A 24,266-nucleotide genomic window follows, 5' to 3' on the forward strand; every position below is an offset into this window, starting at 1 on the left:
TATGCTCGTAACTGCGCCCCGACAGTGCATCTTCACCACACAAAAATGCCCTTCTAACGCAACGGTTAATCACGTGGTAAAAGGGCGTACTTTCAACATCTATCAACTGGCGACGGGCACTGGTCATAACCAACCTCGACTGAGCTTTGATGGGTATTTCAAAGCCTAGTCAAGGCTGGGCGAAACATCAAAAAGATATGGCTGTCCTGTCTTTGTTCTAGACAGGGAGGCACGGCGAGATCCGATCCGGGTTTAAGCAGTCATGATATGGCGAATGAGTACCAACTGACTGCAACAATAAAGACTTGAGCGAACACGCCGACCGACCCTGCCAATCTAATAATGGAAAAGTAAAAAAGATTGGTGATCAGGTGTCAGTTGTTCATTTTGGCGTGAGCTCCAATAGGCGAGGATGGCGGAATTATAACCGCCTGAGACAACAAAAATCCAGCTTGTCCCCTTTGGGGGTTGAGAGCACGAGTCAAAAAAGGATGCCGCAGCATCCTTTTTCTCAAGCCGTTAGCCGGGGCTAACTTATTGCTGCTCGGCCGTCTGGTTTTCCGTGGTTTGCTTCAATAGCCGACTGGTCATGGTACCGGCGGTCATGGAGCCGGATACGTTCAAGGCGGTACGAGCCATATCAATCAGCGGCTCGATGGAGATCAGCAGCGCCACAATGGCCACCGGCAACCCCATGGCAGGCAGGACGATCAGCGCCGCAAATGTTGCACCGCCACCGACACCGGCTATCCCGAAGGAGCTGATGGTCACTATGGCAATCAAGGACAGCATGAAATGCAAGTCCAGTGGATCTATGCCCATGCTGGGCGCCACCATTACAGCCAACATGGCCGGATAGATACCGGCGCAACCGTTCTGGCCGATAGTGGCACCGAAAGAGGCCGCCAGGTTGGCAATGGCAGGCGGCACATTCAGCTGAGTCACCTGAGCCTCGACATTCAATGGAATAGTCGCCGCCGAACTGCGCGACGAGAAGGCAAAGGTCAGCACGGGCCAAATTTTACGGAAGTAGTCCAGTGGGCTGACGCCCACCATGGCTACAAGCATGCCGTGAACAACAAACATCAGCAGGATGGCGACGTAAGAGGCCAGAATAAAACCCAACAGGTTGAGCATATCGGCGCCGCTGGAAGAGGCGACCACCTTGGCCATCAGCGCGGCAATACCATAAGGAGTCAGCGCCATAATCATCTTCACCAGGCGCATAACAATCGCCTGCGCACCTTCAACAAAGGTCCGTATGGGGGATTCCAGTTGCTCTTTCTCATGCATCACCTTGCGGGCTGCTATCCCGAGGAGGATACCGAAAATCACCACGGCAATGATGGAAGTGGAACGGGCACCGGCCAGATCGGCAAAAGGATTTACCGGAATAAAGCTCAGCAGCATTTGCGGTACAGTCAGATCAGCAATCGAAGCCGCCTTGGTATCCAATACCGCCATTTGCGCCGTTTCCCGGCTACCGGCTATCAGCCCCTCGGCAGAAATCCCTGAGATGGACGTGACCAGAATACCTATCAAAGCCGCCACGGCTGTGGTCGCCATCAAAATAAATATGGTCAGGGAGGAGATCTTGCCGAGCGAGCCGCCCTTATCCAACTTGACCACTGCCGCGACCATGGACACCAACACCAAGGGCATGATCACCATCTTCAGCAAGGCCACATAGCCACCACCGACTATGGCTATCCAACTGAGCGCCTCTGCTGTGACCTGGCTGTCCACGCCAAAGTAAGACTGCATCAGGAAGCCATAGGCACTGCCGAGGATTAAACCGATCAGCACCAGACGGGATAATTTGTGCTCTTTTTGCTGTTGGTGAAACAGAATAAACAGAACGCCGAGAAATACCGCAATGGCTGCGATAACTGCAATAGACATATGGAACCTTATACGGGAAACGGTATATGAAGAGAGAATCTACCGCATAATAGGCGCTTGTTTAAGCACGACAAAATATTAAGTTATTATTCTTTATAGCCTCTAATTATAAATGGCCTGGCTTAACCCCATAAAAAACGGCCAAATTTCGCACGATACCGTACGAGCGCTAACAGAAAGTTACACAAAATAATCCCATCAAACCGTTCCCGGATAAGCTTGTTTTCATCATCCGGGGATATACTCCCGAGGCAGCCTCTGCTGTTAAATATAATAACTATCTGTATCTAAAGGAGACTTTCCGTGAAGAAGGTTGGAATTCTGTTGCTCTGCCTCTTGATGCCACTGGCATCGGCGTGGGCAGAGCCGGGCAAGCCCTTGTCGGTTGAGCTATTGTGGCAACTCAAGCGTATCGGCAGCCCGGTAGTATCGCCGGGCGGCGAGCATATCATCGCCCCCGTGACCGAGTATGATGTCAAGGCCGACAAAGGGTCGACCCAACTTTGGTACTTTGATACCGATGGCAAACATCAACGCCCACTAACTGCCGCCGGACTCAAGGTGAGCAACCCGGTATTTTCTCCCGATGGCAACACTCTGGCCTTTGTCAGCCAGCGTAATGAAGACGATGCCGGGCAGATCTATCTGCTGCCGATGAATGGCCCGGGTGAAGCGCAGCGGCTGACCGAAGTGCCTACCGGCGTGTACGGCATCAAATGGGTAGGTAAACATCTCTATTTCATCAGCAACATCTTCCCCGGGCAGGACTGGAAGCAGATGCAAGAGCAGCTGAAAGCCGACAAGGACAACAAGACCTCGGCCAAGCAGTGGAATGCCCTGCCCTATGCCCAGTTCGATCACTGGCTGGATGAACGTCGTCAGGCGCATGTGTTCCGAATTCCCGCCAAGGGCGGCGAGATAGAAGCCATTACTCAAACACTGGGCCATGAGCTGCCTCGTTCGAGTCAAAGCGCCGGCAGCTATGATGTGTCTGCCGATGAGAAACTGATCGCCTTCAACGCCTACGGCTCCGACAACCAGGTCGATCCCAAGCTGGACATCTTCCTCGGCAAGATAGGCGCAGACAAGGCAGAAAACCTGACACCGGACAACGAAGCGCCCGATAGCCGCCCAAGCTTCAGCCCCGACGGCAAGACGCTGGCCTTCACTCGCCAGAAGATACCGGGTTTCTATGCCGACACCTCCAGGCTGATGCTGCTGGATATCCACAGCCGTAAGCTCAAGACCCTGACCGCCAATTGGGACAGATCTGTGTCTCAGTTCAGTTGGACGCCGGATGGCAAAGGCTTCTACGCCGCCATTGATGATGCCGCCACCAGCCGTATCTATCATATCGATGCCAAGAGCGGCAAAGTGAAGGCGATCACCAAGGACACCAACTATGGTCAGCCGCAGATAGGCAAGAAAGGCACCCTGATTGCCCTCAACGACAGCTTCCTTTATCCGGCGCGACTGCTGGCGATCAATCCCAAGAACGGCAAGGGCCAAAGGCTGGAGCAGTTCAATGACGAACTGCTCAAGAATGTGGATCTGGGCAGCTATGAATCTGTGACCTACAAGGGTTACAACAACCAGGATATCCAGATGTGGGTGCACTACCCACCGGGTTTCGATCGCAGCAAGAAGTACCCGCTGTTTATGCTGGTACACGGCGGTCCACACAACGCCATCAGCGATGGTTTCCACTATCGCTGGAACGCCCAGACCTTTGCCTCCTGGGGTTATGTCACCGCCTGGCCCAATTTCCACGGTTCCAGCGGCTTCGGCCAGGACTTTGCCGATGCCATCAACCCGGACTGGAAAAACAAGTCTCTGGATGATGTCCTCAAGGCAGCCGACTGGTTTGAACAAAAGAGCTGGATCGACAGCGATCGCATGGTGGCCGGTGGTGCCAGCTACGGCGGCTATCTGACCTCCATCATCCTCGGGCAGAAACATCCGTTCAAGGCGCTGCTGATCCATGCCGCCGTGTACGACATGTACTCCCAGATGGCTTCCGACTTCGCCGTGCACAGCACCCGCTTCGGCCATTACTGGGAAAACCCGGAAATCTACCAGTCGATTTCGCCCCATTACTTTGCCGCAGGTTTCAATACCCCGACGCTGGTGAGCCACGGTCAGCTGGACTACCGGGTGCCCGTGGGACAAGGTTTTGAGCTGTTCCGCACCCTGCAAAGCCGTGGAGTGGAATCGCGGATGATCTATTTCCCCGATGAGAACCACTGGATCATGAAGCCCAACAACTCCATCTATTGGTATAACCAGGTCAAAGACTGGATGACCCATTATGCCGAGCCGGGCCCACGTTAAGCGCCGATAATCGGCATCCAAGCAAGAAGGCGACTCAGGGTCGCCTTCTTTCATATTAATGCCACGAAAAGCGAACATCAGAGCATGGGTACTATGGATGCCAGCAAGAGACCGCCCATCAACAAGTTAAAACCACGGGCGTAGTTGGGCGCCGTCAGCCAGCGACTCAACTGTTTGCCGATAAGGGTCCAGATACTGACAGACGGGACATTGACCAAGGCAAATATTACAGAGATCAGCAACAACTGCTGCCAACTGGCACTCGGGTTGTAAAGACTCACCGCCGCCAGCGCCATGGACCATCCCTTGGGATTGAACCACTGAAACAATGCCGCTTGAATGAAGGTCATGCTGCGATAACCTTCATTGGTATTTCCCGGACGACTCAAGGCGATTTTCAGCGCCAGATACACCATGTAGGCAATACATAGCAAACTCAGTAACTGGTGCAACCAAGGATAGGCCTGAAACAAGCCGGTCACGCCGATACCCACCAACAACAGCATCAGGCTGAACCCCAGTACTATCCCCAGCATATGCGGTAAGGTGCGAACAAACCCCACATTGGCACCTGAAGTCATCAACATGATGTTGTTGGGCCCTGGGGTCACGGTTGAAACAAAGGCAAACATCACCAAAGGCCATAGCAGATTAGGCTCCATTCTTGCTTTACTCCTGAAATAAGCAGTCAGCAAATACTAGATGGATTGGTACGCAATTTTGTGCTTATATTTGCTCTTAAAGCGGAAAGTAAGCAATAAAACATCACCATGGATAGATTTGACGAAAGAATATTGCAAGAGCTACAGAGTGATGGCCGGATCTCCAATGTCGAGCTGGCCGAGCGGGTGGGATTATCTCCCTCTGCCACCCTGAGACGGGTACAGGAACTGGAGCGAAAAAAGCTGATCACGGGCTACCGGGCCGTATTGGACAAGAGCCAGCTGAACATAGGTTTTATTGCTTACGTCGCCATAGGCCTCAACAGTCACAGTAAACAATCCCAGTTAGGCTTTGAAGAGCATATCCGCTACGCCAGGGAAGTAGTAGAGTGCCACAATATCACAGGCGCCAACGAATACTTGTTGCGGGTCGAGACCAAAGATCTCAGCAGCTATAAACGTTTTCATGCCGAAGTCCTCGGGGAATATCCTCAAGTCAAATCCATTACCACCATGGTGGTAATGGATTCACCGAAAGATCAACGTCAATAATTATCTGCGATAAACCGCATAACAAGCGGTATTGCTGGCGACACTTTTTATCCTTGGGTACCATTGAACAATAAAGAAGCGCCTGGACATGCCGGCGCCAGGGAAAATGGATACTTGAATGGAATTGAGATACGCGTTGCTGTGCCTGTTTTTGCTGCTAACCAGCCTAAAACCATTTGCATTAGAGCAGGTTAAACTTCCCGTTATTAATATAGAACAAAGCAGCGTCGCGCTTGATGAATTCAAAATCGGCTATTTCATTGATGACAGCCAAAACCTTGGCTTTGAGCAGGCACGCCAGAAGCCTTTCGGCGTAACCGATAATGTCACCACCTTGGGTACCAATGCCAGGGTCACCTGGTTCAAGCTGATACTGCACAATAGGCTCTCACAGGCAAAGCCACTGTTTTTACACCTGCCCCATGCTTACCATGTGCAGCAAATCGACATCTATGAGGAAAGCGGCCAACAACTGCAGCGACACGAGCAGTTGGACCTCGAACAGGCCGCCAACAACCCGCTCATGTATCGGGGTACAGTCGTCTACCCATTGAAGCTGGCGCCAGATCAGATAACAACCCTGTATATTCGTAGCCACGCCTACTCCCATCAATGGTTTGCCATGACACTGATGGATGGAGAAAATTCGCGGCGGGCCCTGGTGAGCACTCACTATGATATTGCACTTATGGTGGGCATGTTGCTGGCACTGGTGTTCTACAACTGCCTGCTGTATTTCGCCACCAGTAAGAAAGAGAACATCTACTATTCGCTGTATCTGATCTCGGGTCTGGTGTGGATAGCCCTGTCCTATGGTCTAGTTGCCAGCGTGTTCAACGCCTACGGCTCGAGCGTCTTCATGCTCAATCTGTCGCTGCTCACCATGCCGATTTTCCTGCTGCTGTTTATGACGGCTATTTTCGAGACCAGAAAGTTCTACCCCACAGAGCACAAGGCGCTACAGCTGATGCTGTTACTGCTGCTAGCGACCTTGTTCTGGGGCTTATTTGATATCTCAGCAGCACTCAAACCCGCCAGTAGCCTGGCAGCACTCATGATGTTGGTGACCTTCTCTGTGAGTATCTCCCTATATCGCAAGGGCAATCCACTGGTGAAGTACTTTCTGGTAGGCCACAGTTTTTTTGTTATCTTTAATGGCATAGCCGTGCTCTTCTACAAGGGATTGATCTCTCCGAGCTATCTCAGCAGCCACGGAGTCGGCATAGGCATTATGCTGGAAGCCCTGACCCTGGCGTTTATCATCTCCTACAGGATCAAAATCCTTGAGGATATCCGCGCCTCGCAGGAAGAGCTCAAGCGCCAGGCGGCCACAGACCCTCTGACCAAACTCTATAACCGGCGCTATTTCTATTCTGAGGCCGACTATCAACTTAAGCTGGCCGGCCGCAATGGCGAGGCTATCTCTGTGCTTATTCTGGATATAGACAGTTTCAAGCAGATCAACGATAACTTTGGTCACCACTTGGGCGACAGGGTGATAGTCGCCCTGGCCAAATTATTGAAGCAACACTGCCAAGGAGCCGAGATGGCGGCCCGCTTCGGCGGTGAAGAGTTCGTGATCTTGCTGCCGGGAGCCCCACTAAACCAAGCCTTGCAGCGAGCCGAGCAGCTGCGCCTCAATGTCGAAGCGATGCAGCTAACCGCCGACACGGGAGACAAGATAAGTTGCACCATAAGCTTGGGCATCGCCGAGGTTGAAATTGCAACAGAATCGATAGAAGCGGCCGTAAAACGAGCCGACCACGCACTTTATCAAGCCAAAAACAGTGGCCGCAATCGGGTCGTCGCCAATTCAAGCGCTGGCGACCAAGGGGTAAATACCGACATTGAAATCAATCCAGGTCTTTAAGTGTTTGCCGCCCCAATTGCCGCATCTGCTGCTGGATCCAGTCGGCGCGGCGGTTCATGTAAGCACTCGGTGGATCGATTTGATATTGCCAGGGATTAGGCAACAAGGCGGCGAGCAAGGCGGCCTCGCGGGACGACAACTGAGCGGCGCTCTTATGAAAGTAGTGCTGCGCCGCCGCTTCGACGCCGTAGATCCCCGGGCCGAATTCGACAATATTCAGGTACAACTCAAGGATCCTGGGCTTATCCAACACCAGCTCCAGAAGCAGAGTGAACCAGGCTTCAGCTCCCTTGCGAATAAAGCTGCGCGAAGACCACATAAACAGGTTCTTGGCGGTTTGCTGGCTCAAGGTGCTGGCGCCCCTGAGACGCTCCCCCTGAAGTTTTTCCTCTATGGCATTCTGAATCGCCTTGAGATCAAAACCGGAATGAAGGGCAAAACGCTGATCTTCACTGGCGATCACCGCCAGTTGCATATTGGCAGATATCTGAGTCAGCGGCTGCCACTGATGCTGCACCTGGCGCTGTACCTGTGTTACCGGCGCCGGTGGAAACCAATAGCGTTCAATACGCCAGCTCCACAGCGGTGGGTTAACAAACTTAAGCGCTATCACCATCAGCAGAGACAGTACCATCAGCCCCAACAACAGTTTTATCAGCCAGCCTGTCAGTCGCCTAAACCATCCCTTTTTCGCGGCCAAATTCGCTCCTGATAAATAAGCCCACCTGAACTTGAGTGCACCTGAAACTGAGTGAGCCAGGAAACCCTCTGTGAATAATAATTGAGTATTTTGCCAGGTGCGAACCCGGCCCGGAATGACAATCTGTAAGCTTATCCGGAGCACCCGGGAGACTCAGCGGCACTTTTCTTAGCCCGTTAGTCAGCGCTCATTGGTCAGGGCCAAAGCGGCCGCGCTCAAGAAAGCCCTGTACTGCCGCCAGCGTATCCTGATGCCAATGTATGGCCTTATGGCACAGGGGCAACACCATCCAATCACTGGCATCATCACAACGGGTGGACGCCAGGGGTACCCGGCCATCGGACTCGCCGTCAATCAAGGCGCCCAAGGGATCTTGAGTCCCACTGCCGGCGATGATCCCAAGATGAGCCTGACTATCCTCGCGCCAACTTGCCCAGCGCTGCCCCGGCAGCAGAGATTGCAGCGGCTGAAATAGCCGGGAATATCCCGGAAGCTTATCGGCCAGGCTCGCCAGCGGTGAACCATCATGGGGCGTGGCAATAAACACACTGTGGCCCAAATTGTCGGGCGGCTGCTCTGCCAGCAGTTGCCGAACAATTAAGCCTCCCATACTGTGCGCCACAAAGTGCACCCTGGGATACTGCTGCCATTTCTGCTCATCCAGCGCCTGGCGTAAGGTCACTACCGCTTGTTGCAGTGAGCCGAAACGGGTGGGCAATCTGGGGCACAGGATACTGTATTGCCGAGCCAAGCCTTGGGCCAGAAAGCCCATGTCACGCTCATCTTTATTGAAGCCATGCACCAGCACCACCAGGGCTTTGCTGTTATCCAGCCTCAAATTAGCTGACTCTTGAGCCATTGCTGGAATGCCTGTTTGGGCATGGCACCGGCCTGCTGGGCTATCACTCGGCCATTTTTGAACAGCATTATGGTCGGAATGGAGCGGATCCCATACTGGGCCGCCAGCGCTTGCTGAGCTTCGGTATCCAGCTTGCCGAAACGAAACTCCGGCTCCAGTTCGGCAGCGCTCTGCTCGAATATAGGAGCAAACTGTTTGCAAGGGCCGCACCAGCCGGCCCAGAAATCCACCACCAACGGCAGCTCTGACTTATGGGCATGGTTGGCAAAGTTGGCATCAGTCAGTTCTACTGGAAGGCCTAGAAACAAAGGCTGCTTGCAGTGGCCGCACTTAGGGCCTTGAGACAGCCGTTCTTCCGGCACCCGGTTCATTCCAGCGCATTGGGGACACGCAATCAACATAGGACTCTCCTCTCAAGCGGCATTATCGCCGCACACTGTGAAATAGGGGACGGCGTTAAACCGACTCAAGCCAGATGAGGTCGCAACAGGGCCAGCACCTGGGGATAATCGGCCTGGTTATCCAAGGTCAGACTCAGATAGCCATCACCGCGAAAGGCCCGGTCCAGCTCCAATAGCAGATGGGTTTGCTCGCCATCGGGAACCAGGGTAAGTTCCACTTCACGCAAAAGGCGGATCCCACGCCCTGTGGGTACAAACTCCAACTCCTGATAGCAGCCTGAACCACTGCGAAAATCAGAGGTGTTGATATAGCCTTGCTCGACATCGGCTTTTTTAAGGACAAAGCCCAACTCCTCCATGGCCTGCAGCAGGTGCAGCAACAGCTGGGTAGGCTGGATCTGCAGCAGATCCTGATCGCCTGGATCTATGGCGTAATCTATCGCCAGCCCGGTTTGCAGCCAGACCCGGCATTGATTGTTACGCACCGGCAACTCGGTAAATGGGGTCTCAGGATGCAACTGACCGATAAAAGGCAACTCTCTCACCTCTCCGGCCTGAAGTTCAAAGCCTTCGCTGATACGCCAGCTGGCCAGACAATGATTGATAAAATGACTGCTGTCGCCATCACTGACCTTAACCCGAGTCATAAGGGCCAGCTCCAGGCCGGCAATACTCTGGCTTACCTCGCCGCCCTTGAGCACGATTCGGGCTTCGAAGGTTTGCCCAGGTTGCAGGCTGGCATTGAGCAAACGAGTATCGACACTGGCGCCGCCAACGCCAACTGCAGCAAGCAATTTCTTAAACATCCTCTGTTCCTGTTTACTTAAAAGGCCTTGCCGCATTTAAGCCCCTTTTCTTCGGCGAGTAAAGGGCGAACGCATTGGCTGTAAACTCCCAAACCCAACAAGCAGGCAGCAACAAAACTCATTCTGAGCCAGTTAAAAACCAGAGGCCGGCAAAATCATCCTCCTAATCAGGGATGGCGTAAACGGACTTCTGCCAAAATCGGTGTATGGTCGCTCGCCTGGGCATCCAGTTCAAACTGCGGCCGCAGCAGATGCCTGTCATAAACCCGGTAATCTGCCACTTCTGCCAAACTATGCTGACTGCGGGCATCAAACTCCTGACTCAACAACAGATAGTCGACCACACTGCCTTGAGAACCATGAAAATGGGTCACGGGGCGAGTCACTGTCACTTGCTCGCCACTTTGCTCAGAGGCTTCTCGCCAGAGCTGCCAGGCGTCAAACAGTTGAAAATGCGCCAGCTGCAGTTTCAGCCTTTCATCTGGCAGGCCGTGAAGGCCCGCAGCGCGAATATCCCCGTTATAGAGCTGCCCGGCACCCACCAACAGGCCCTTGAGTTCACTGGAATCTATGCCGGCGTTGAAATCCCCCATCAGCACCACAGCATTGCCGCTTTGCCGGCGCCGCTTGAGTATCGCCTGATACAACAACATGGCCTCACTGCCACGCTGCAAAGTGGCTGACCATCGGCCCAGCGCACTCTCGGCCAGCAGCCCGGCGGCACCTTGCAACTCGACCGCGCCCTTGGGCAACTTGTTGCGAGGTGATTTGAAATGCACCACGTAAGTATCACAGTGGCCTATCCCCGGCAGCATCAAGGTGGCTCGCAGTATCTGGCGACTACTTTGAAACTCTTCCTTGAGTCCAAGTGAAAATGCCAGTTCGCTATCCAGCTCCACCGCCGCCAAGGAAACAATCGGAAAACGGCTTGCCAGTGCCACCACACTCTTGCGGGCAACAAAGCCTTCTATGACCGGCGAATCTACCAGCGCAAAGTGGGCAAGACCGGCAGCCTGACACAATTCGCGTAGCGGCTCGGGGCTGAATAACTCCTGCCAGCCCACCAGATCTGGCTGCGCCTGCTGCAGCCAGCGGACTGTCCAGTCGCACTTTTGTTGCCACTGCCCTTGGGTATAGATGTTGTTGAACTCATGAAACGCCAGCGGCGGCATGGCAAAATTGAACAGATTCAGACTCGCGATGCGGATATTGGAAGACATGAAAAGCGCTGCGGCTCCGGTAACCCTGCTGAGTAATAGTGTTGATATTAAGCCGCTGCTGAGATTTGTCCAATAGCACACCAAAAACAACCTTCCGGCTACCCATTACCCCCCAACAGCGCCCAATAGCCCAACAAATAAGCAACATAAAGCCGCTGTTTGTGGCTAAAAAAACCTGTTTGACAGGCTTTTTCGATCTCCCGCTTGACTTGTTTGGTTTCGACCATACAATCGCCGCTTAATTAACCATACGGAGACCCACTGTGGACACACACATAGGTGACAGTAGATGCCCTGTCAGTCAGACAGGATTATTTGCCCGGCACTAGTCTGCAGCTTCGCAAACTACTGCCAGGACTGGCAGTAGCGTATTAAAGAATCCCTTTTTCCGTTACTCCCCATAAAAACCTTGTTGAGCTTTACATGCATACGCATGCCGCAGTGTTCTCCTGTGGCTGCAAACTAATGCATCCATAAAGGTTTTTTACTTAGGACAGCCTTGCTGCCGCTGCCCCATCTACGACCTTGAGTGTTCCCCCACACAGGAGGAACAAGCATGAAACTCAGATATACCAATACGCTGCTGCTGGGCGGCCTGCTCTGGCATGGACAACTGCATGCCGGCATTCAGTTGCTGGAAGATCCCGATATTGCCGCTGCCACAGAACTCGCTGTCGACTGGCAACGACAAGCGGGCAACAACGGCTTTGCCCTGGGGCTCAACCAAGCCGTCTTTGGCGGCGAATTGGCGCTGGAACTGCAAACAGACGACCGGGATGCCCCCTGGGACAGACATGAGAGCCGCGGCTGGCAACTCGGCTACAAACAACCGCTGGCCACAAACGGCTTATCTCAGACTCTGGCACTGGAGCTGGGGCGTCATCACAGAGATGGCTGGCAGGGTCACGCCCTGGTCAGTAGCGATCTGCCGATTGCCACCCAGGGCTTCTTTGTGCGCAACAACTTAGGGCTGAGCCTGGAGTCGGGGGAAGGTCCGGCAATGATTTTTGGCCTGGGAGCCGGCTTCAAAGTTCAGCAGCAAACTCTGCTGTTTGAAAACCAGTATCTGGGCCAAGGCGACTATGGCTACCAGCTACTCTGGCAAAACCAACCCAACGCCCATTGGCAGTGGCAATTGGGTTATGGCAATCAGTATGGCGGTGGCGCCCGCCAATTTGGCGCCGGCATACAATTTTTCTTTTCTTGATAGCTCATTGGGAGAATGACCTATGAACAGCAACAACATCATACTCAACCTGCACCTTATTCTGGCCAACAAAGACGCCAAGGCGATGCAGATGCTGGCATCCGAGCTGCATCCGGCGGACATAGCCGCCGTACTGCCGACCTTCGACAGCCAGCAAACGGCCTCAATACTGACCCTGTGCCAGCCCAAAACCGCGGCGGCGCTGCTGCGGTATCTACCCCATCAGCAGCAAAAGCTGCTGGCGGAAGCACTGGATCATCAAACCCTTGGGAAAATTATCATGGAGATGGCGGCAGACGAGCGCGCCGACCTCTATAACGAGTTGGATGTTGAGCAGCAAGCGCTGCTGCTACCCACTCTGGCCAAGGCGGAGCGCGAGGATATGCGTACCCTGGCGGCCTATGATGACTCCAAGGTTGGCTCCATTATGACCTCTGACTATGCCCTGCTGCGGGTCAATCACACCGCGGAAGAGGCTATAGACAGCCTGAGGAAAGTTGCCGCAGATCTGGAAACCATCTACCAGACCTATGTGGTGGATGAGCGCGGACGCCTGATAGGCAATGTGTCGCTGCGTCAGCTCATCATCGCGCCCCCCAAGGCATTGGTGAAAGACTTTATGAAAGAGCAGACCATAGCCATAGAAGCGGAAGCCTTCAAAGAAGAAGCGGCGCAGATGATAGCCCACTATGATCTGCTGGCGCTGCCTGTGGTCAACGGCAAAGACCAACTGGTCGGCATAGTCACTTATGATGATGCCATGGATGTGGCCAGTGCCCAGGCCGATGCCGAATTCAACAAACACGGCGCCGTGGGGCAGTTGGCCTGCTCTTTCAAGGAAGCCAGTATTGGCATGCTCTATCGTAAGCGAGTCTTTTGGCTGGTGTTGCTGGTGTTCGGCAATGTGTTGTCCGGCACTGGGATCGCCTACTTTGAAGATACCATTACAGCTTATGTTGCTCTGGTATTCTTCTTGCCACTGCTCATCGGCAGCAGCGGCAACGCCGGTTCACAGTCTGCCACCTTAATGGTCAGGGCTCTGGCCACCGGGGAGGTCGTCCTCAAAGATTGGCTGTCGCTACTGGCCAAAGAGCTGCTTGTGGCCGGCTTGCTGGGTGCCACCATGGCCATTGCGGTATTTACCCTGGGTTATTGGCGCGGCGGCGATATCGCCCTGGTGGTCGCCCTGACTATGCAACTTGTGGTGATTATCGGCAGCCTGATAGGCATGTCCCTGCCCTTCTTGCTGAGTAAGTTCAAGCTGGATCCAGCGTCGGCCAGCGCGCCGCTGGTGACTTCGATAGCCGATATCATAGGTGTCATCGTCTACTTCAATGTCGCCACCGCTATTTTGGATTTTCCGCCTGTCAGTGGTTAATGAACCTTGGCATAACCTATGGAAACCCAGGTTATGCCGGAAAACGCCTTGTCATGGCTCAACAACTTCATTCAAACTCACCAAGACTCGGCGGGTAACAATATAAGCCAATAATCAGCCAAGCAAGATCCCAGGCTTTCCATCCAAGGAGCGGGCAATGGCGCGCCGCTCCTCGGCTTCAGTGAAATCTTTGCTCAGAATGCTATCCACGTAGAACCACTCGCTGACCACCTCTTCGCTGCTGAAAGTCAGCGTCATATAACCCCGGTTCAACAGGTTGGCGTATTTAAGGTCGTCCACCAGCCCTACAACAGCCGCCTCTGTCGCCGGGATCTGCTCTGGTGGCAGGTTGAGGTAGTACTCAAGCCCCGGGGAGGAAACCGAACTGGTGGCAAACTCAACCCCAACCATATTGCCATCTTTGTCCTTGAGATCATTGGCCCAGGCATTGTGGGTATCACCGGCAATCACCACCAGGTTTTTACCCGAAGCCCGGGCAGTGGCCAGCACGACTTCACGCTCATAGGCATAGCCATCCCAGGCATCCAGGTTGTAGGGGATCGACGGCAGTTGCAACAGCGCCAGCACTTCCGGCGTCAGCTTGGCCTGGTTGGCAGCCAGATAGGTCAGTTCCGCTTGGGTCAGCGTCGGATCGCCGGCCTGAGCACGAGCCGCCAGCTGCGCCAATGCCGCCAACTCGGCAAACTGCGGAATAGGCAGCTGCTGCGTGGCTATCGCCGCCGGCAACATCATCCGCCCCATCAGTATCTGCTGCCCCAAAAGCTGCCACTTGGCGCTGGATTGCAACAGTTTTCCCTGCAACCACAGCAGTTGGGTCTGGCCCAGAAGCGTACGCTGAGTGTCGGTCACGTCGGCGAGAAACTGCTGATCGTTGAAAGCGCCGGTAGCCGAATCCAGATAGTTGCCATAGTCCAACTGTTTGTCACGGGCCAACACCCGGGTATCCAGCATATGCAGATCCAGCAGATCGCCGAAGCTGAAACTGCGGTAGATCTCTTCATGATTGCCCTCGCGCCATGGGCGGATAGGCAGCCATTCGAAGTAAGCCTGCAATGCCGCCTGTTTACGGGCGTCGAAGTCCCCTTCCCCTTGGTTATGGTTTTCGGCACCATCCTTCCAGGTGTCGTTGGCCACTTCGTGATCGTCCCAGACAGTAATAAACGGCAGCTTGGCGTGCAGCTTCTGCAAACTGGCATCGCCGCGATACTGGCCATAGCGGGTACGGTAATCGCTCAAGGACAGCAACTCTCCCGCGGGTAGTACCTCACGGCCCAGCTCGGCGGCATGTTCACTGGCATAACCACCACGACCATATTCATAGATATAGTCGCCCAAGTGCAGCATGGCGTCGAGATCGTCCCGCTGCGCCGCCAATTCATAGACATTGAAGTAACCGGCCGGGAAATTGGCGCAGGACATAACCGCCAGTTTAACCGAATCGACCGCGCCCTCGGGCAGGGTCTTGGTCATACCGACCGTGGATGTCTTATCACCCGTCATAAAACGATAGAAGTAGCGGCTGCCGCTCTCCAGCCCTATGGCATCGACTTTAACCGTGTAGTCACGTTCGGCATTGGTCACCATTTCACCTGTGGTCACCAAGTCGCTGAAGGCACCATCACGAGACACCTGCCAGGATACTCTGACATCCCCCGCCGTTTGCGGTGTGACCCGGGTCCAGATAATCACGGCATCCTGAGTGGGATCACCGCTGGCGACACCATGAAGAAAATCGGCGGCGACAGTATTGTCATCATTGTCACTGGAGCAGCCCATCAGGCCATATGAAAGTACGGCGGCGCCAACACCTTTGGCAGAGAGGGCAAGAAAGTCACGACGGGAGAAGTTACGGGTCATTGTTATTATTCCTTTAAAAACGCTTCATCATGCTGGTATGAGGTCGGATGTCCAGATTGTGAAGTTAAACTATTACACAATTGTGACAATTAGGTAACCATGTATTGATATTCAAATGAATTCAGTCAGTTAAACAAAATAATGCCAGCTTTAGGCCAAGGCGCTTGCAGCCTACAGTGGCTGAGGGCAAAATGCCTTACAGGACAAATAATTAGCCCTGCCAGGGCCCTGCTGAAGGAACAAAACAATGAAAGTCAAAGACATCATGAGTACCCAAGTGGTGTGTATCAGTGATGGCGCCAGCGTCAAGGACGCCCACCAACTGATGCATTCCCGCAGCGTACGCCATCTGCCGGTGATATCAGAAACCAGCGGCACTCTGGTAGGGATACTCACTCATAAAAAGATGATTGCCACAGTAGTCAATCTACTGACTCGTTATGGCCAGGGAGCACTGGAACGAAAGGAACGTGGCACCCTGATAGCCGATCTGATTGAAACCGACTTTGAACCACTCATGGCCGATGCGCCGCTGACTCAAGTGGTGGATTATTTTATTGCCAACAAACATGGCTGTCTGCCTGTAGTGGACGAGCACAACAAGGTGCAGGGCATAGTCACCTCTTCTGACTTCGTCAAACTGTGCCGGGAATTGCTCAAGGCCTGAACCCATCAAAAAAGCGTGCTTAGAGCACGCTTTATTGGACAGAGCTTTTGCTTTTGGCGCAAGCTGAACCTATTGAATGAACCGGGTCTTAGAGCTTAGGCCTCTGGCTCTATCTTATTGATACTGCCCTTATAGCCGGTTTCATCCACCGCCTTTATCAGCGCATCCATATCAAAGCCTTCAGGCACTATCACTCTGGCCTGCTGGGTCTTGAGCGAGGACTTGGCCTTAATAACGCCCTCTGTCTTGCGCAGCGCCTTGTTGATTACCGTGACACACAAAGGGCAGGTCATGCCTTTAACATCCAGGGTAACCACCTGATTGCCCGCCCAGGCAAACGGCGTACACAGCAGCAGTAAAACCAGTAACAAGCTTCTCATTCAAACACCTCTAACAGCCAAGGTAATACAAAAGGGTAAAGCTGAAACGCCAAGACCACAGGCACGGCCAGCCAATAGAGCAGCAACATTCTGGTGCGGCTCATGGTCGCGGTGCACAGAGGCTTTTTGGAGAAATACAAACGCCAAAAGCCCAGCAGGATCAACAGAGTCGACAACGCCAGCATGGGTATTTGCAGCCAGCCCAGCTGTTCAATGCCCGACAGCGAGGCTGCCGATACCCCAAAAACCAGATAGATCAGCGGCCCAATACAGCACAGGCTGGAGGCGACGGCGGCAACAACGGCTGCTGCCAGTGTCGCCAAAAACCCCTTAGAGCTGTTCTGTTGACTGGAAATCATAGGCGAAAACTTTAGGGTCATAGTAGTTCACAGGGTCGCCATCCACTTCGGCATAAGGGTAGCCAAAGTTGTTCAGCGGCGTCTGCTCGGCCATAGGCGCCAGATCGAAGTCGCGACCGAAGTTGAAACCAACCCAGTTCATCTCCCAGTTACCGAACAGATAGTCGTTGACCGCCTGCACATCGGGATCCTGGTGTTGCTTGTTCTCGGTCAAACGCATCTTGGTCACATCCGCAGGGTCGGCCGGCAACCAGCCGTAACCCGCCAGATAGAACATGGCGCGGCAGTGCTGACCACCACTGACCTTGGCCAGGCCATAGGCATCACTGCTGCCGAAGGCTTTCTTGGAGTATTTGCCCATCTTAATAGCCTGTCCTACCCGGATCCCGAACATCTCCCGCGCCGGAATACCGGCGGCACGAGCCAAGGCCACAAATACCGAGTTGATATCAGTACACTTGCCCCCCAGTTTGCCGCTCTCGAGAATAGTGGCCACATCACCCGTACCGCAACCGATAACGTCGTTGTCGCGGAACATATTGGCGCTGACCCAGTTGTAGATGAGACGGGCCTTTTGCAGCGGATCGGTTTCCTTGCCAACAATCTTGTCTGCAGTCTGCTTCACTATGCCATCAATGGGCATATGCTTGGTGGGCAGCAGATAGTGTTCCACATCCACCGGGTACTGGATAGTTTCGGGGGCGCGATAATGTTCGAGTTCACCGTTTTTCAGCGGTTCCCAGTCGAGGGTTTCCAGCTCCATCACCAACTGCAGTTCCATCTTGCCTTTGGCATCAGGCCAAGTGGCAAATAGTGTCTTGGCGCCATAGCTGTTAGCGGCAGTGATGTAAGCGTCCTGGAAATTGCCTTTGAAATTCAGCTTACGAACTTGCTGAAACTGGGTGTCTTCCACCAGCGGGATCCACAACTTGACCACGCCCTCTGAGCCCTCGGGTGCAATCAGTTGGTAATCTTGAGTCAGGGTGAAGTGTCTGCGGCCGTCGGCGGAATAATGCTCGACGGCCTTGGTCTTCGATGTGGCCGCCATCACAGGGCTGATGATACCGGCCGTCGACAAAATAGCCGCAGTTTTTAAAAAATTGCGTCTTTGCATTATTCGATTCCTTACGTTTGATTAACAGACGAGTCAATGAGGTGCCCGCTGGCGGGCAGAAGCATTATAAGTGGCGGCCCCTGGCACCGCAACAAAGCCGCAGACACAGGGTTAGTGTAGCCAGAGTCATCAGTAAGGTGGAATAATAAGAAAAATTAACAAGTTTGCGAGACAAAACAACCATATTGGTCATCTTGTCTCGCCTTACGTTTACCAATGTAAAGCCGGTATTGCAGACGGAAAACCGGCGCCGGATCACATTCTTACCTGGGCTTATCTCAGCCCCACTTCCACGTCGCGGATAATGAAGTTACCCGAATAAAGCGGATGGGGTTCACCCAAAGGCTCCAGGGCAAAGAAGCGCTTGTGCTCTTCACTGAGCCCCTCGAAGCCGCCTATCACCTGATAGAGCCAGCTTTCCGGATCCCAGGACAGCTGTTGCTGCTGCAGATATTCCAGCGCCGAAGTGTTGCGGCCCGAGTCAATGACGGCGCAGAAGTACTCATCTACCGCCTCTTTGAGCGGGTTATCCGGCATATCAAAGTCTTCCTGAGGATTAACCGCAACCGGCACGTCGTGCTCCTGCAACCTCTTGGGCAGATGGTCACGACTGATAGCCTTGATACGGGCCACCATCTCCATCAGTTGCAGTTCCTGGCCGCTGTTATTCACATCCACAGATGCCGGTGCCAGCAAGGCCTCGGCATGATTGAACAACACAGGCACCTGCTTGTGCGCCACATGGTCGGCTACCTGATAGTCGGGGTGCAAATCTGTATACAGCAACCAGCCTTTGAGCAAACGGGTACGACCGCGGATCTGCCTGAAGCGTCCCAGCAATTCCAGCAGACGCCCCTGCACCACGCTCAGCTCCTGGGTGCAATCGCTGAGGGTCTCCTGCAACATGGTCACCAGCAGGCGGCGCAGTTCACGGATATCACCGGCAATTTCGCCAAGCTCGGTAAACTCAAACAGCTCCAGGCCGTTAAGCAGTTCCGATACCTGGCTCTGGGCCAGCTCGTTTTCACGGATCTTGGCGTTAATTGAACCCACATAACCGAACTCATTATTGATCCGGCCCCAGAGCACACGAATGGAGTAACGCAGGCTCTCGGTGAAGCTGAATACGTGTTCGGTCAAGTCCGCCAGATAGGCCTCGGCGGCGCTGTAATCCACACTGGCGCGCGCCTCACGGTAGTGATTGGCCAAGGTCTTGATGGTGGCCAGGGCCGAACCGACGTTGGCGTTGATCTGGCGGTTACGCTCATCCTTGAGGCCCTCTTCCAGCAGGGCCCTGACATTACGCGACAATCTGAGCGGTTCGTCCGGCTCGGGACGCCAAAGAATACCGTTGTCGGTAAGCTTCTTCAGCAGCGCGGGTTCCTGCCGGGTCTCGTCCAAGCTACCGGAGAGATAGGCGTCCATCACCAGTTCGGCGTTACGCCCAAGCAGCCTCAGCAGCTTGACCCCGGCCTGATGCAGGTTGCTGCTCATATCAGATCCCTCTGGGTGGCAGTTTCAGCCTGAGCCTCCAGACTGAGGCCCTCGGTTTCATCGATAAAGCGGATCACTTCGTAGAGGTAATCCAGCTTGCCGGTGGCGATATAGATCTGTTTTTCCGGATTCGGCCGCACCAGATAACCCAGCTCCTGCAAGCGCTTGAAAACCAGTTTAATCTGGCCATCGACACTGCTTGAGCTGGAGCCGAACAAGCGATACTGGCTCAGCTTGGCCAGTTGCTCGCGAAACGCCGGCGTATCCTCAATGCGGCTCTGCAATTCGGTAAGCCGCACCGCCGCGCCTTCAGTCAGGGGCGCGTCCTGGCCGCTGGCTTCCTGCACCAATACCAGCCATTCCACCATGGGGATCAACGCCTGGCAGATATCGCGAAACTGCGCCGAAATCACTTTGCGCTCGTCCTCCCCCAACTGCAGATAACCACAGAAAAAGACTTCGCCCTCGGCGGCCTGGGCCACAGTGCGGTTGATTTGGTTGAGATAGGCCTCGACTCTGTCACGGGTGGCCGGACTCTTGAGTGAACGCCAACCTTCCTCATCCGTGGTGCGGCAGATAAATTCACCCTTGAGCAGACGTTCAATCAGGGCGCCTGAGCCGACGATGGTACTTTGCAATTCGCTCATTACACCGCCTCCTTGGCCAAGCGCTCAGAGAGCTTTTGCGCTATGGGATCGACCTTGGGTTTAACCACCTGCAGTCGCTTGGTCTGCTTGTTGATGATGTAGCGATTGGCAAACAAATTCAGTACCTCGGACTCAGGGTTGGGGAAAGCACCCAACACGCTGATATTGTTGTTTTCACAGGCATCGAAGATCTTCTTCACGTTAGCGTGGTGCAAGGTGCCCAGCTCATCAATCGGCCAGTGCACAGTGACATCCGCCTTGCCCCGCAGCAAACGGGTAAAGGCCAGCAGGAACTTACAGAGGATCAGATAAGCCATACCATGACTGGATGACTCGTTGAGCTGACGGTCGGTGCGGATCACCAGATCCGAATTGCCTTCCTTGAGGCGCAGCTCAATCTCCAGCAGCTTGGCGATGCCGCCGGTCAGGGCCGAGCGGCCTATGATATCCAGCGCCCGGCGCATGCTGTTGGTATAGTGCTCATCCGGCAGGCCGGTGAAGCCTTCGGCCTTCCAGGCGCGGAACGCCTTAACGAACTGCTCCAGCTCAGGCCAGAACTCCAGCTCACTGATCCGCGAGCGGATCCTGACCGCAGATTCAGAGACGCCTTCAAGAAACAGCTCCTCCCCGACTTCGCGGGTAATACGGGCACTTTGGGAGGCAATACGGCGGTCGATATCGGCCAATACATCGTAAAAGGCAGTCAGGTCGACACCGAAGATCCGGCCCTGTTCACGCAGCGCGGTAATCGACTGCGGCACCATCACATTGAGCAACTGGGCCAGATGCGGCACCAACTTGCGGTAATCCAGCAGGCGTATGCCCTTGTCATTGACAGAGCTGGACTCTTCACGGGCCTTTTCCCAGAACTCGGATAGGCTGGAGCCTGACTTGCTGGCAATCACCTGATCGAAATGATCCACATACTGCCTGACCGAACCCAGCAGATGCTCGCGCTTGAGCAGCAGCTCCTCGCCCTGACGCAGACGTTCACCCAGGCTACCCTGAGGCTCTTCATCGTTGCGCGGCAATTTCAGCTCGGCCAGCTTACGCAGCAAGGCGCGCAACTTGGTGAGGTTTTCCGAGGCCTCTACCTGAGCGGCATCAGACTGGCGCCTTTGTAGCTCCAGTTGCTGGCGGGCATGTTTGACTTCGTTGGCCTTGGTTTTCAGCTGCTGATCCAGCTCGGAGGCGGCGCGCTTGACTTCGCCCAGGTCGGTCACCAACTTGGGTTTACGCACCAGCCAGGTATGCTGATACCAGTCGTCATAGCGCAGCACTTCACTGCGACGCTGCTCGGCAGCGGCAATGGCACCTTCCAGCTCACGGATCTCCCGCTTGAGGGCGAGAATTTTGTCTTCATCCACCCCGCGGGACTTAAGCTCATTCTTGTACCACAGCTCGCAGGCTTTTTGTTCCTCTTTGGCACGACTGCGGCGCTGATTGATGCTCTCTTTGAGCTGCTCCAGATGCTGCTCCAGCGCGCCAACCACTTCCTGCCAGTAGGCGTTCTTTTCCATTCTGGCATCCAGCGCCTGCTCTTTGAGCTCCTCCAGCCATTCCAGGTGCTGGTTACGCAGCTGTTTCATCTCCTGATCCAGCAGCGTCAGGCGTTTACCGGCCTGTGCCTTACGCTCAGCCAACGCCTTGTTGATCTGCTCCTGCACAGTGCGGCGCTCCTCGAACAGACGCCGCAAATCGTCACGCAAATTCTTGTATGCCGTGCGGGCAAAGGTCAGCTCACGGTTCAGTTTATCCAGTGCTTCGTTGGCCTGCACCAGGCGCTCTTCCGCTTCTTCCTGCAGCCCATAGGCGTTTTGCAGGGCATCTTCGGCCTTGGCCAGCTTTGCCCTCAGCTCAGGCTCTGAACTGGCGTATTCGGGGATTTCCAGCGCCTTGAGATCCAATGAGATCCCAAAAAGGCTGTCACTTTCGGCGCCGACATTGGGGTGCAAGTCGGTGCGGTGCAGCAAGTCGGGATGTACCACCTTGCCCAGGTGCTGCTCCCAACCCGGCACTTCTTTTCGCAGGAACTCCAGCAAGGTGTGGGACTGAGGGAACAGCATGTGTTTGAGATCGTCCAGATCGCCCTGGCGCTCCGTGACTCTGAGCGCGGCAATTCTGAGTGATTCGCTGGCCTGATCCCTGAGTGAGCGCTGTTTGCGCTCTTCGCTCATCAGCCGCTCCACCTTGGCGTTGGCAGCCTCCTGCTCGGCATCGGCACGGTCGATACGCTCGTCGAATACCGCCAGGCTGAGCTTCTCCTCCTCGGTATAAGTCACACTGTCGACCTGCAGCTTGAGCTCGGCCGCATTGAGCTTGAGTTGGTACTCCTGCTCCTGGAATTTGGCCTTGCCGTTTTCCTGCTGCTCACGGAATTCGGCATCGAGGCGCGCCAAGTCTTCCCGGGCCACTTCACGCTGCTTGTCGCGGGCCTCGCGTTGCTTATCCAACTCTTGTTGCAGCTTTTCCAGCTCCTTGTTGAGCTGTTCGCCAATCTTGCTGCGGCGGGCGTTATAGGCGGCTTCTATATCCTGATGCTTCTCTGTTTGCAGCTTGTGTCTTTCGCTGAGGTTCTCAAGATCGCTACGCCACAACGGCAGCTGTTCCAGATTGGCCTTGGCCTGTTCGATATCGGCATCGAGAAACGCCGCATGTTGGTTTTCGATGGCGTCGAGTTCATATTCCAGCTTGGCGACATCGCCCTTGGCGGCAGACAGCTCCTGGTTAAGCTCATCGCGCTGCTCTTTCCACTCATCGTCCAATGCCTTGAGACGGAAGTTCAGCTCCCGCGACAGGGTCTGATTTTGCTCCTGACGCTGGGCCTCCAGCACTTCGTCATTGCGATAGCCCTTGGCCAGGCTGCCAAGACGCAGTTCGGCCGACAGCAGCTCGTTGAACTCCTGCTCCAGCTTGTCAAATTCGGGACGGATCTGCTCGAACCCGGCGATCAGCTGGCTCTCGCGGATCCAGGCCTCGACGCGTTGTGGATTAAGCCTTGATGCCGGCGGGTTAACGCCATCCTCTTCCAAAATGGCGGCGATCATCGACTTGACCGTTTCCATTTTGCCTTCTTTGGAATGCACCGCCTTGGCCAGTTTTTCGATATGGCGCAGTGAATGGTCGGCCTCGCACAGAGAGAACAAACGGGCATAGCTGCGCAGCTCTGTGCGGCTGGAACCTGTGTTCAGCAAGGTACGGTCATTCTGGATGATGGCGCGAAACTCTCGGGTATTCAAAAGCTTGGTATGGTTCACTCCGGCGCGTTTCATCTCGCTGCCCAGTTTAGCCATGGTATGGCACAAAATAGTGTCGCCGTTTTGGGACTTGATATAGTCTTCCAGTTCAAATCCCTTGGCGATAAAGCGATAGTTGACCCCTTTGCCATCGCCGGCCGAGGCCAGCACCGCCTGATACAGCAAGCCATCACTCTTTTGGTATTCGTAAATGATATAGCTGGATTCTCTGGGCAGATACCAGCGCTCGAAGCTGTCACGGGTCGAAGGCACGACCCGGCTGGGGTATTCACCATAAAACACAGGCACCAGACGCTGCAGCGTGGTCTTGCCCGAGGCGTTGGTACCACAGATATTGGTATGACCATCGAGCTTCAGTTCCACCACGCCCGGCAGATGGGTGTCGATCAGCACTATTCGAATCAAGCTTGGCATATAAATCCTTATGCAGACAGCAAGCGCCAAATAGCCAGAGGCCCCGGCACTCGCGGCAACAGGCGGGCAAACCGCCTCAATACAGCAAAACCCTTAAATTAATGGAAAGCCCCACCCTTGGCAATTGAAGGGCCGGTAAAGAAAGCGGGATCCGCTGCGGGTATCAAA

At 54.4% G+C, this 24,266-nt stretch carries 20 protein-coding genes and 1 pseudogene; 6 read left to right on the forward strand and 15 right to left on the reverse strand.

Going from position 1 to position 24,266, the window contains the following annotated elements:
• Positions 1 to 127: pseudogene (locus CX651_RS10730) on the reverse strand (alpha-amylase family glycosyl hydrolase); the annotation flags it as partial.
• Between the two features lie 407 nt (positions 128 to 534).
• Positions 535 to 1,902 carry an L-cystine transporter gene (locus CX651_RS10735; RefSeq protein ID WP_101055994.1) on the reverse strand — a complete coding sequence of 456 codons (1,368 nt, stop codon included), beginning with the start codon at positions 1,900 to 1,902 and terminating at the stop codon, positions 535 to 537.
• 303 nt (positions 1,903 to 2,205) lie between these two features.
• Here CX651_RS10735 and CX651_RS10740 point away from each other — a divergent pair, with 303 nt between their 5' ends.
• Positions 2,206 to 4,233 (forward strand): S9 family peptidase, encoded by a 2,028-nt coding sequence (locus CX651_RS10740; RefSeq protein ID WP_101055995.1) that lies wholly within the window; start codon positions 2,206 to 2,208, stop codon positions 4,231 to 4,233.
• A 77-nt stretch (positions 4,234 to 4,310) separates the two neighbouring features.
• Here the strand turns inward: CX651_RS10740 and CX651_RS10745 are convergent, their stop codons facing one another.
• Positions 4,311 to 4,895 carry a LysE family translocator gene (locus CX651_RS10745; RefSeq protein WP_101055996.1) on the reverse strand — a complete coding sequence of 195 codons (585 nt, stop codon included), beginning with the start codon at positions 4,893 to 4,895 and terminating at the stop codon, positions 4,311 to 4,313.
• A gap of 108 nt (positions 4,896 to 5,003) precedes the next feature.
• Here CX651_RS10745 and CX651_RS10750 point away from each other — a divergent pair, with 108 nt between their 5' ends.
• Together CX651_RS10750 and CX651_RS10755 are read left to right on the forward strand one after the other, a co-directional pair.
• Positions 5,004 to 5,447 carry an Lrp/AsnC family transcriptional regulator gene (locus CX651_RS10750; protein WP_101055997.1) on the forward strand — a complete coding sequence of 148 codons (444 nt, stop codon included), beginning with the start codon at positions 5,004 to 5,006 and terminating at the stop codon, positions 5,445 to 5,447.
• 118 nt (positions 5,448 to 5,565) lie between these two features.
• Positions 5,566 to 7,317: a sensor domain-containing diguanylate cyclase gene (locus tag CX651_RS10755; RefSeq protein WP_101055998.1), complete on the forward strand. Its 1,752-nt coding sequence runs from the start codon at positions 5,566 to 5,568 to the stop codon at positions 7,315 to 7,317.
• Here CX651_RS10755 and mtgA read toward each other — a convergent pair.
• From mtgA to CX651_RS10780, 5 genes are all read right to left on the reverse strand, one after another.
• The gene (gene mtgA / locus CX651_RS10760; protein ID WP_268249217.1) at positions 7,301 to 8,017 is read right to left on the reverse strand and encodes a monofunctional biosynthetic peptidoglycan transglycosylase; all 717 of its coding nucleotides are present in this window, start codon (positions 8,015 to 8,017) and stop codon (positions 7,301 to 7,303) included. The two genes, CX651_RS10755 and mtgA, sit on opposite strands and share 17 nt — an antisense overlap.
• Before the next feature lie 187 nt (positions 8,018 to 8,204).
• Positions 8,205 to 8,876, reverse strand: coding sequence for an alpha/beta hydrolase (locus tag CX651_RS10765; RefSeq protein ID WP_101055999.1), 672 nt, complete (start codon positions 8,874 to 8,876; stop codon positions 8,205 to 8,207).
• A complete protein-coding gene (gene trxC, locus CX651_RS10770; protein WP_101056000.1) occupies positions 8,852 to 9,277 on the reverse strand; it encodes a thioredoxin TrxC in 426 nt (141 codons plus the stop codon). The genes CX651_RS10765 and trxC overlap by 25 nt, the downstream gene beginning before the upstream one ends.
• 65 nt (positions 9,278 to 9,342) lie before the next feature.
• Positions 9,343 to 10,083, reverse strand: coding sequence for a sporulation protein (locus tag CX651_RS10775; protein ID WP_101056001.1), 741 nt, complete (start codon positions 10,081 to 10,083; stop codon positions 9,343 to 9,345).
• Positions 10,084 to 10,250: 167 nt separating this feature from the next.
• Positions 10,251 to 11,303: an endonuclease/exonuclease/phosphatase family protein gene (locus CX651_RS10780; RefSeq protein WP_101056002.1), complete on the reverse strand. Its 1,053-nt coding sequence runs from the start codon at positions 11,301 to 11,303 to the stop codon at positions 10,251 to 10,253.
• A 556-nt stretch (positions 11,304 to 11,859) separates the two neighbouring features.
• Here CX651_RS10780 and CX651_RS10785 point away from each other — a divergent pair.
• Complete coding sequence (locus CX651_RS10785) at positions 11,860 to 12,510, forward strand: hypothetical protein (protein WP_101056003.1); 651 nt, start codon at positions 11,860 to 11,862, stop codon at positions 12,508 to 12,510.
• Positions 12,511 to 12,532: 22 nt separating this feature from the next.
• Complete coding sequence (gene mgtE / locus CX651_RS10790; protein WP_101056004.1) at positions 12,533 to 13,888, forward strand: magnesium transporter; 1,356 nt, start codon at positions 12,533 to 12,535, stop codon at positions 13,886 to 13,888.
• 114 nt (positions 13,889 to 14,002) lie between these two features.
• Here mgtE and CX651_RS10795 read toward each other — a convergent pair whose 3' ends face one another.
• Entirely contained in the window at positions 14,003 to 15,766 is a 1,764-nt protein-coding gene (locus CX651_RS10795; RefSeq protein WP_101056005.1) for an alkaline phosphatase D family protein, read from the reverse strand.
• A gap of 247 nt (positions 15,767 to 16,013) precedes the next feature.
• Here CX651_RS10795 and CX651_RS10800 point away from each other — a divergent pair, with 247 nt between their 5' ends.
• Entirely contained in the window at positions 16,014 to 16,433 is a 420-nt protein-coding gene (locus tag CX651_RS10800) for a CBS domain-containing protein (RefSeq protein WP_101056006.1), read from the forward strand.
• 95 nt (positions 16,434 to 16,528) lie between these two features.
• Here CX651_RS10800 and CX651_RS10805 read toward each other — a convergent pair whose 3' ends face one another.
• The 6 genes from CX651_RS10805 to CX651_RS10830 all read right to left on the reverse strand — a co-directional run bounded on the left by CX651_RS10805 (position 16,529) and on the right by CX651_RS10830 (position 24,098).
• The gene (locus CX651_RS10805) at positions 16,529 to 16,813 is read right to left on the reverse strand and encodes a heavy-metal-associated domain-containing protein (protein ID WP_101056007.1); all 285 of its coding nucleotides are present in this window, start codon (positions 16,811 to 16,813) and stop codon (positions 16,529 to 16,531) included.
• On the reverse strand, positions 16,810 to 17,127 hold the full coding sequence (locus CX651_RS10810; RefSeq protein WP_101056041.1) for a mercuric transporter MerT family protein: 318 nt from the start codon (positions 17,125 to 17,127) through the stop codon (positions 16,810 to 16,812). Before CX651_RS10810 ends, CX651_RS10805 begins: the two co-directional genes overlap by 4 nt.
• A 16-nt stretch (positions 17,128 to 17,143) precedes the next feature.
• Positions 17,144 to 18,286 carry a transglutaminase-like domain-containing protein gene (locus CX651_RS10815; RefSeq protein ID WP_101056008.1) on the reverse strand — a complete coding sequence of 381 codons (1,143 nt, stop codon included), beginning with the start codon at positions 18,284 to 18,286 and terminating at the stop codon, positions 17,144 to 17,146.
• A gap of 273 nt (positions 18,287 to 18,559) precedes the next feature.
• Positions 18,560 to 19,780: a phosphoenolpyruvate carboxylase gene (locus CX651_RS10820; protein WP_101056009.1), complete on the reverse strand. Its 1,221-nt coding sequence runs from the start codon at positions 19,778 to 19,780 to the stop codon at positions 18,560 to 18,562.
• Complete coding sequence (locus tag CX651_RS10825; protein WP_025011291.1) at positions 19,777 to 20,427, reverse strand: hypothetical protein; 651 nt, start codon at positions 20,425 to 20,427, stop codon at positions 19,777 to 19,779. Before CX651_RS10825 ends, CX651_RS10820 begins: the two co-directional genes overlap by 4 nt.
• Positions 20,427 to 24,098: an ATP-binding protein gene (locus CX651_RS10830; protein ID WP_101056010.1), complete on the reverse strand. Its 3,672-nt coding sequence runs from the start codon at positions 24,096 to 24,098 to the stop codon at positions 20,427 to 20,429. The genes CX651_RS10825 and CX651_RS10830 overlap by 1 nt, the downstream gene beginning before the upstream one ends.
• Positions 24,099 to 24,266: the final 168 nt, after the last annotated feature.

Source organism: Shewanella chilikensis, from assembly GCF_002836945.1.
In the GTDB taxonomy this organism is placed as follows: domain Bacteria; phylum Pseudomonadota; class Gammaproteobacteria; order Enterobacterales; family Shewanellaceae; genus Shewanella; species Shewanella chilikensis.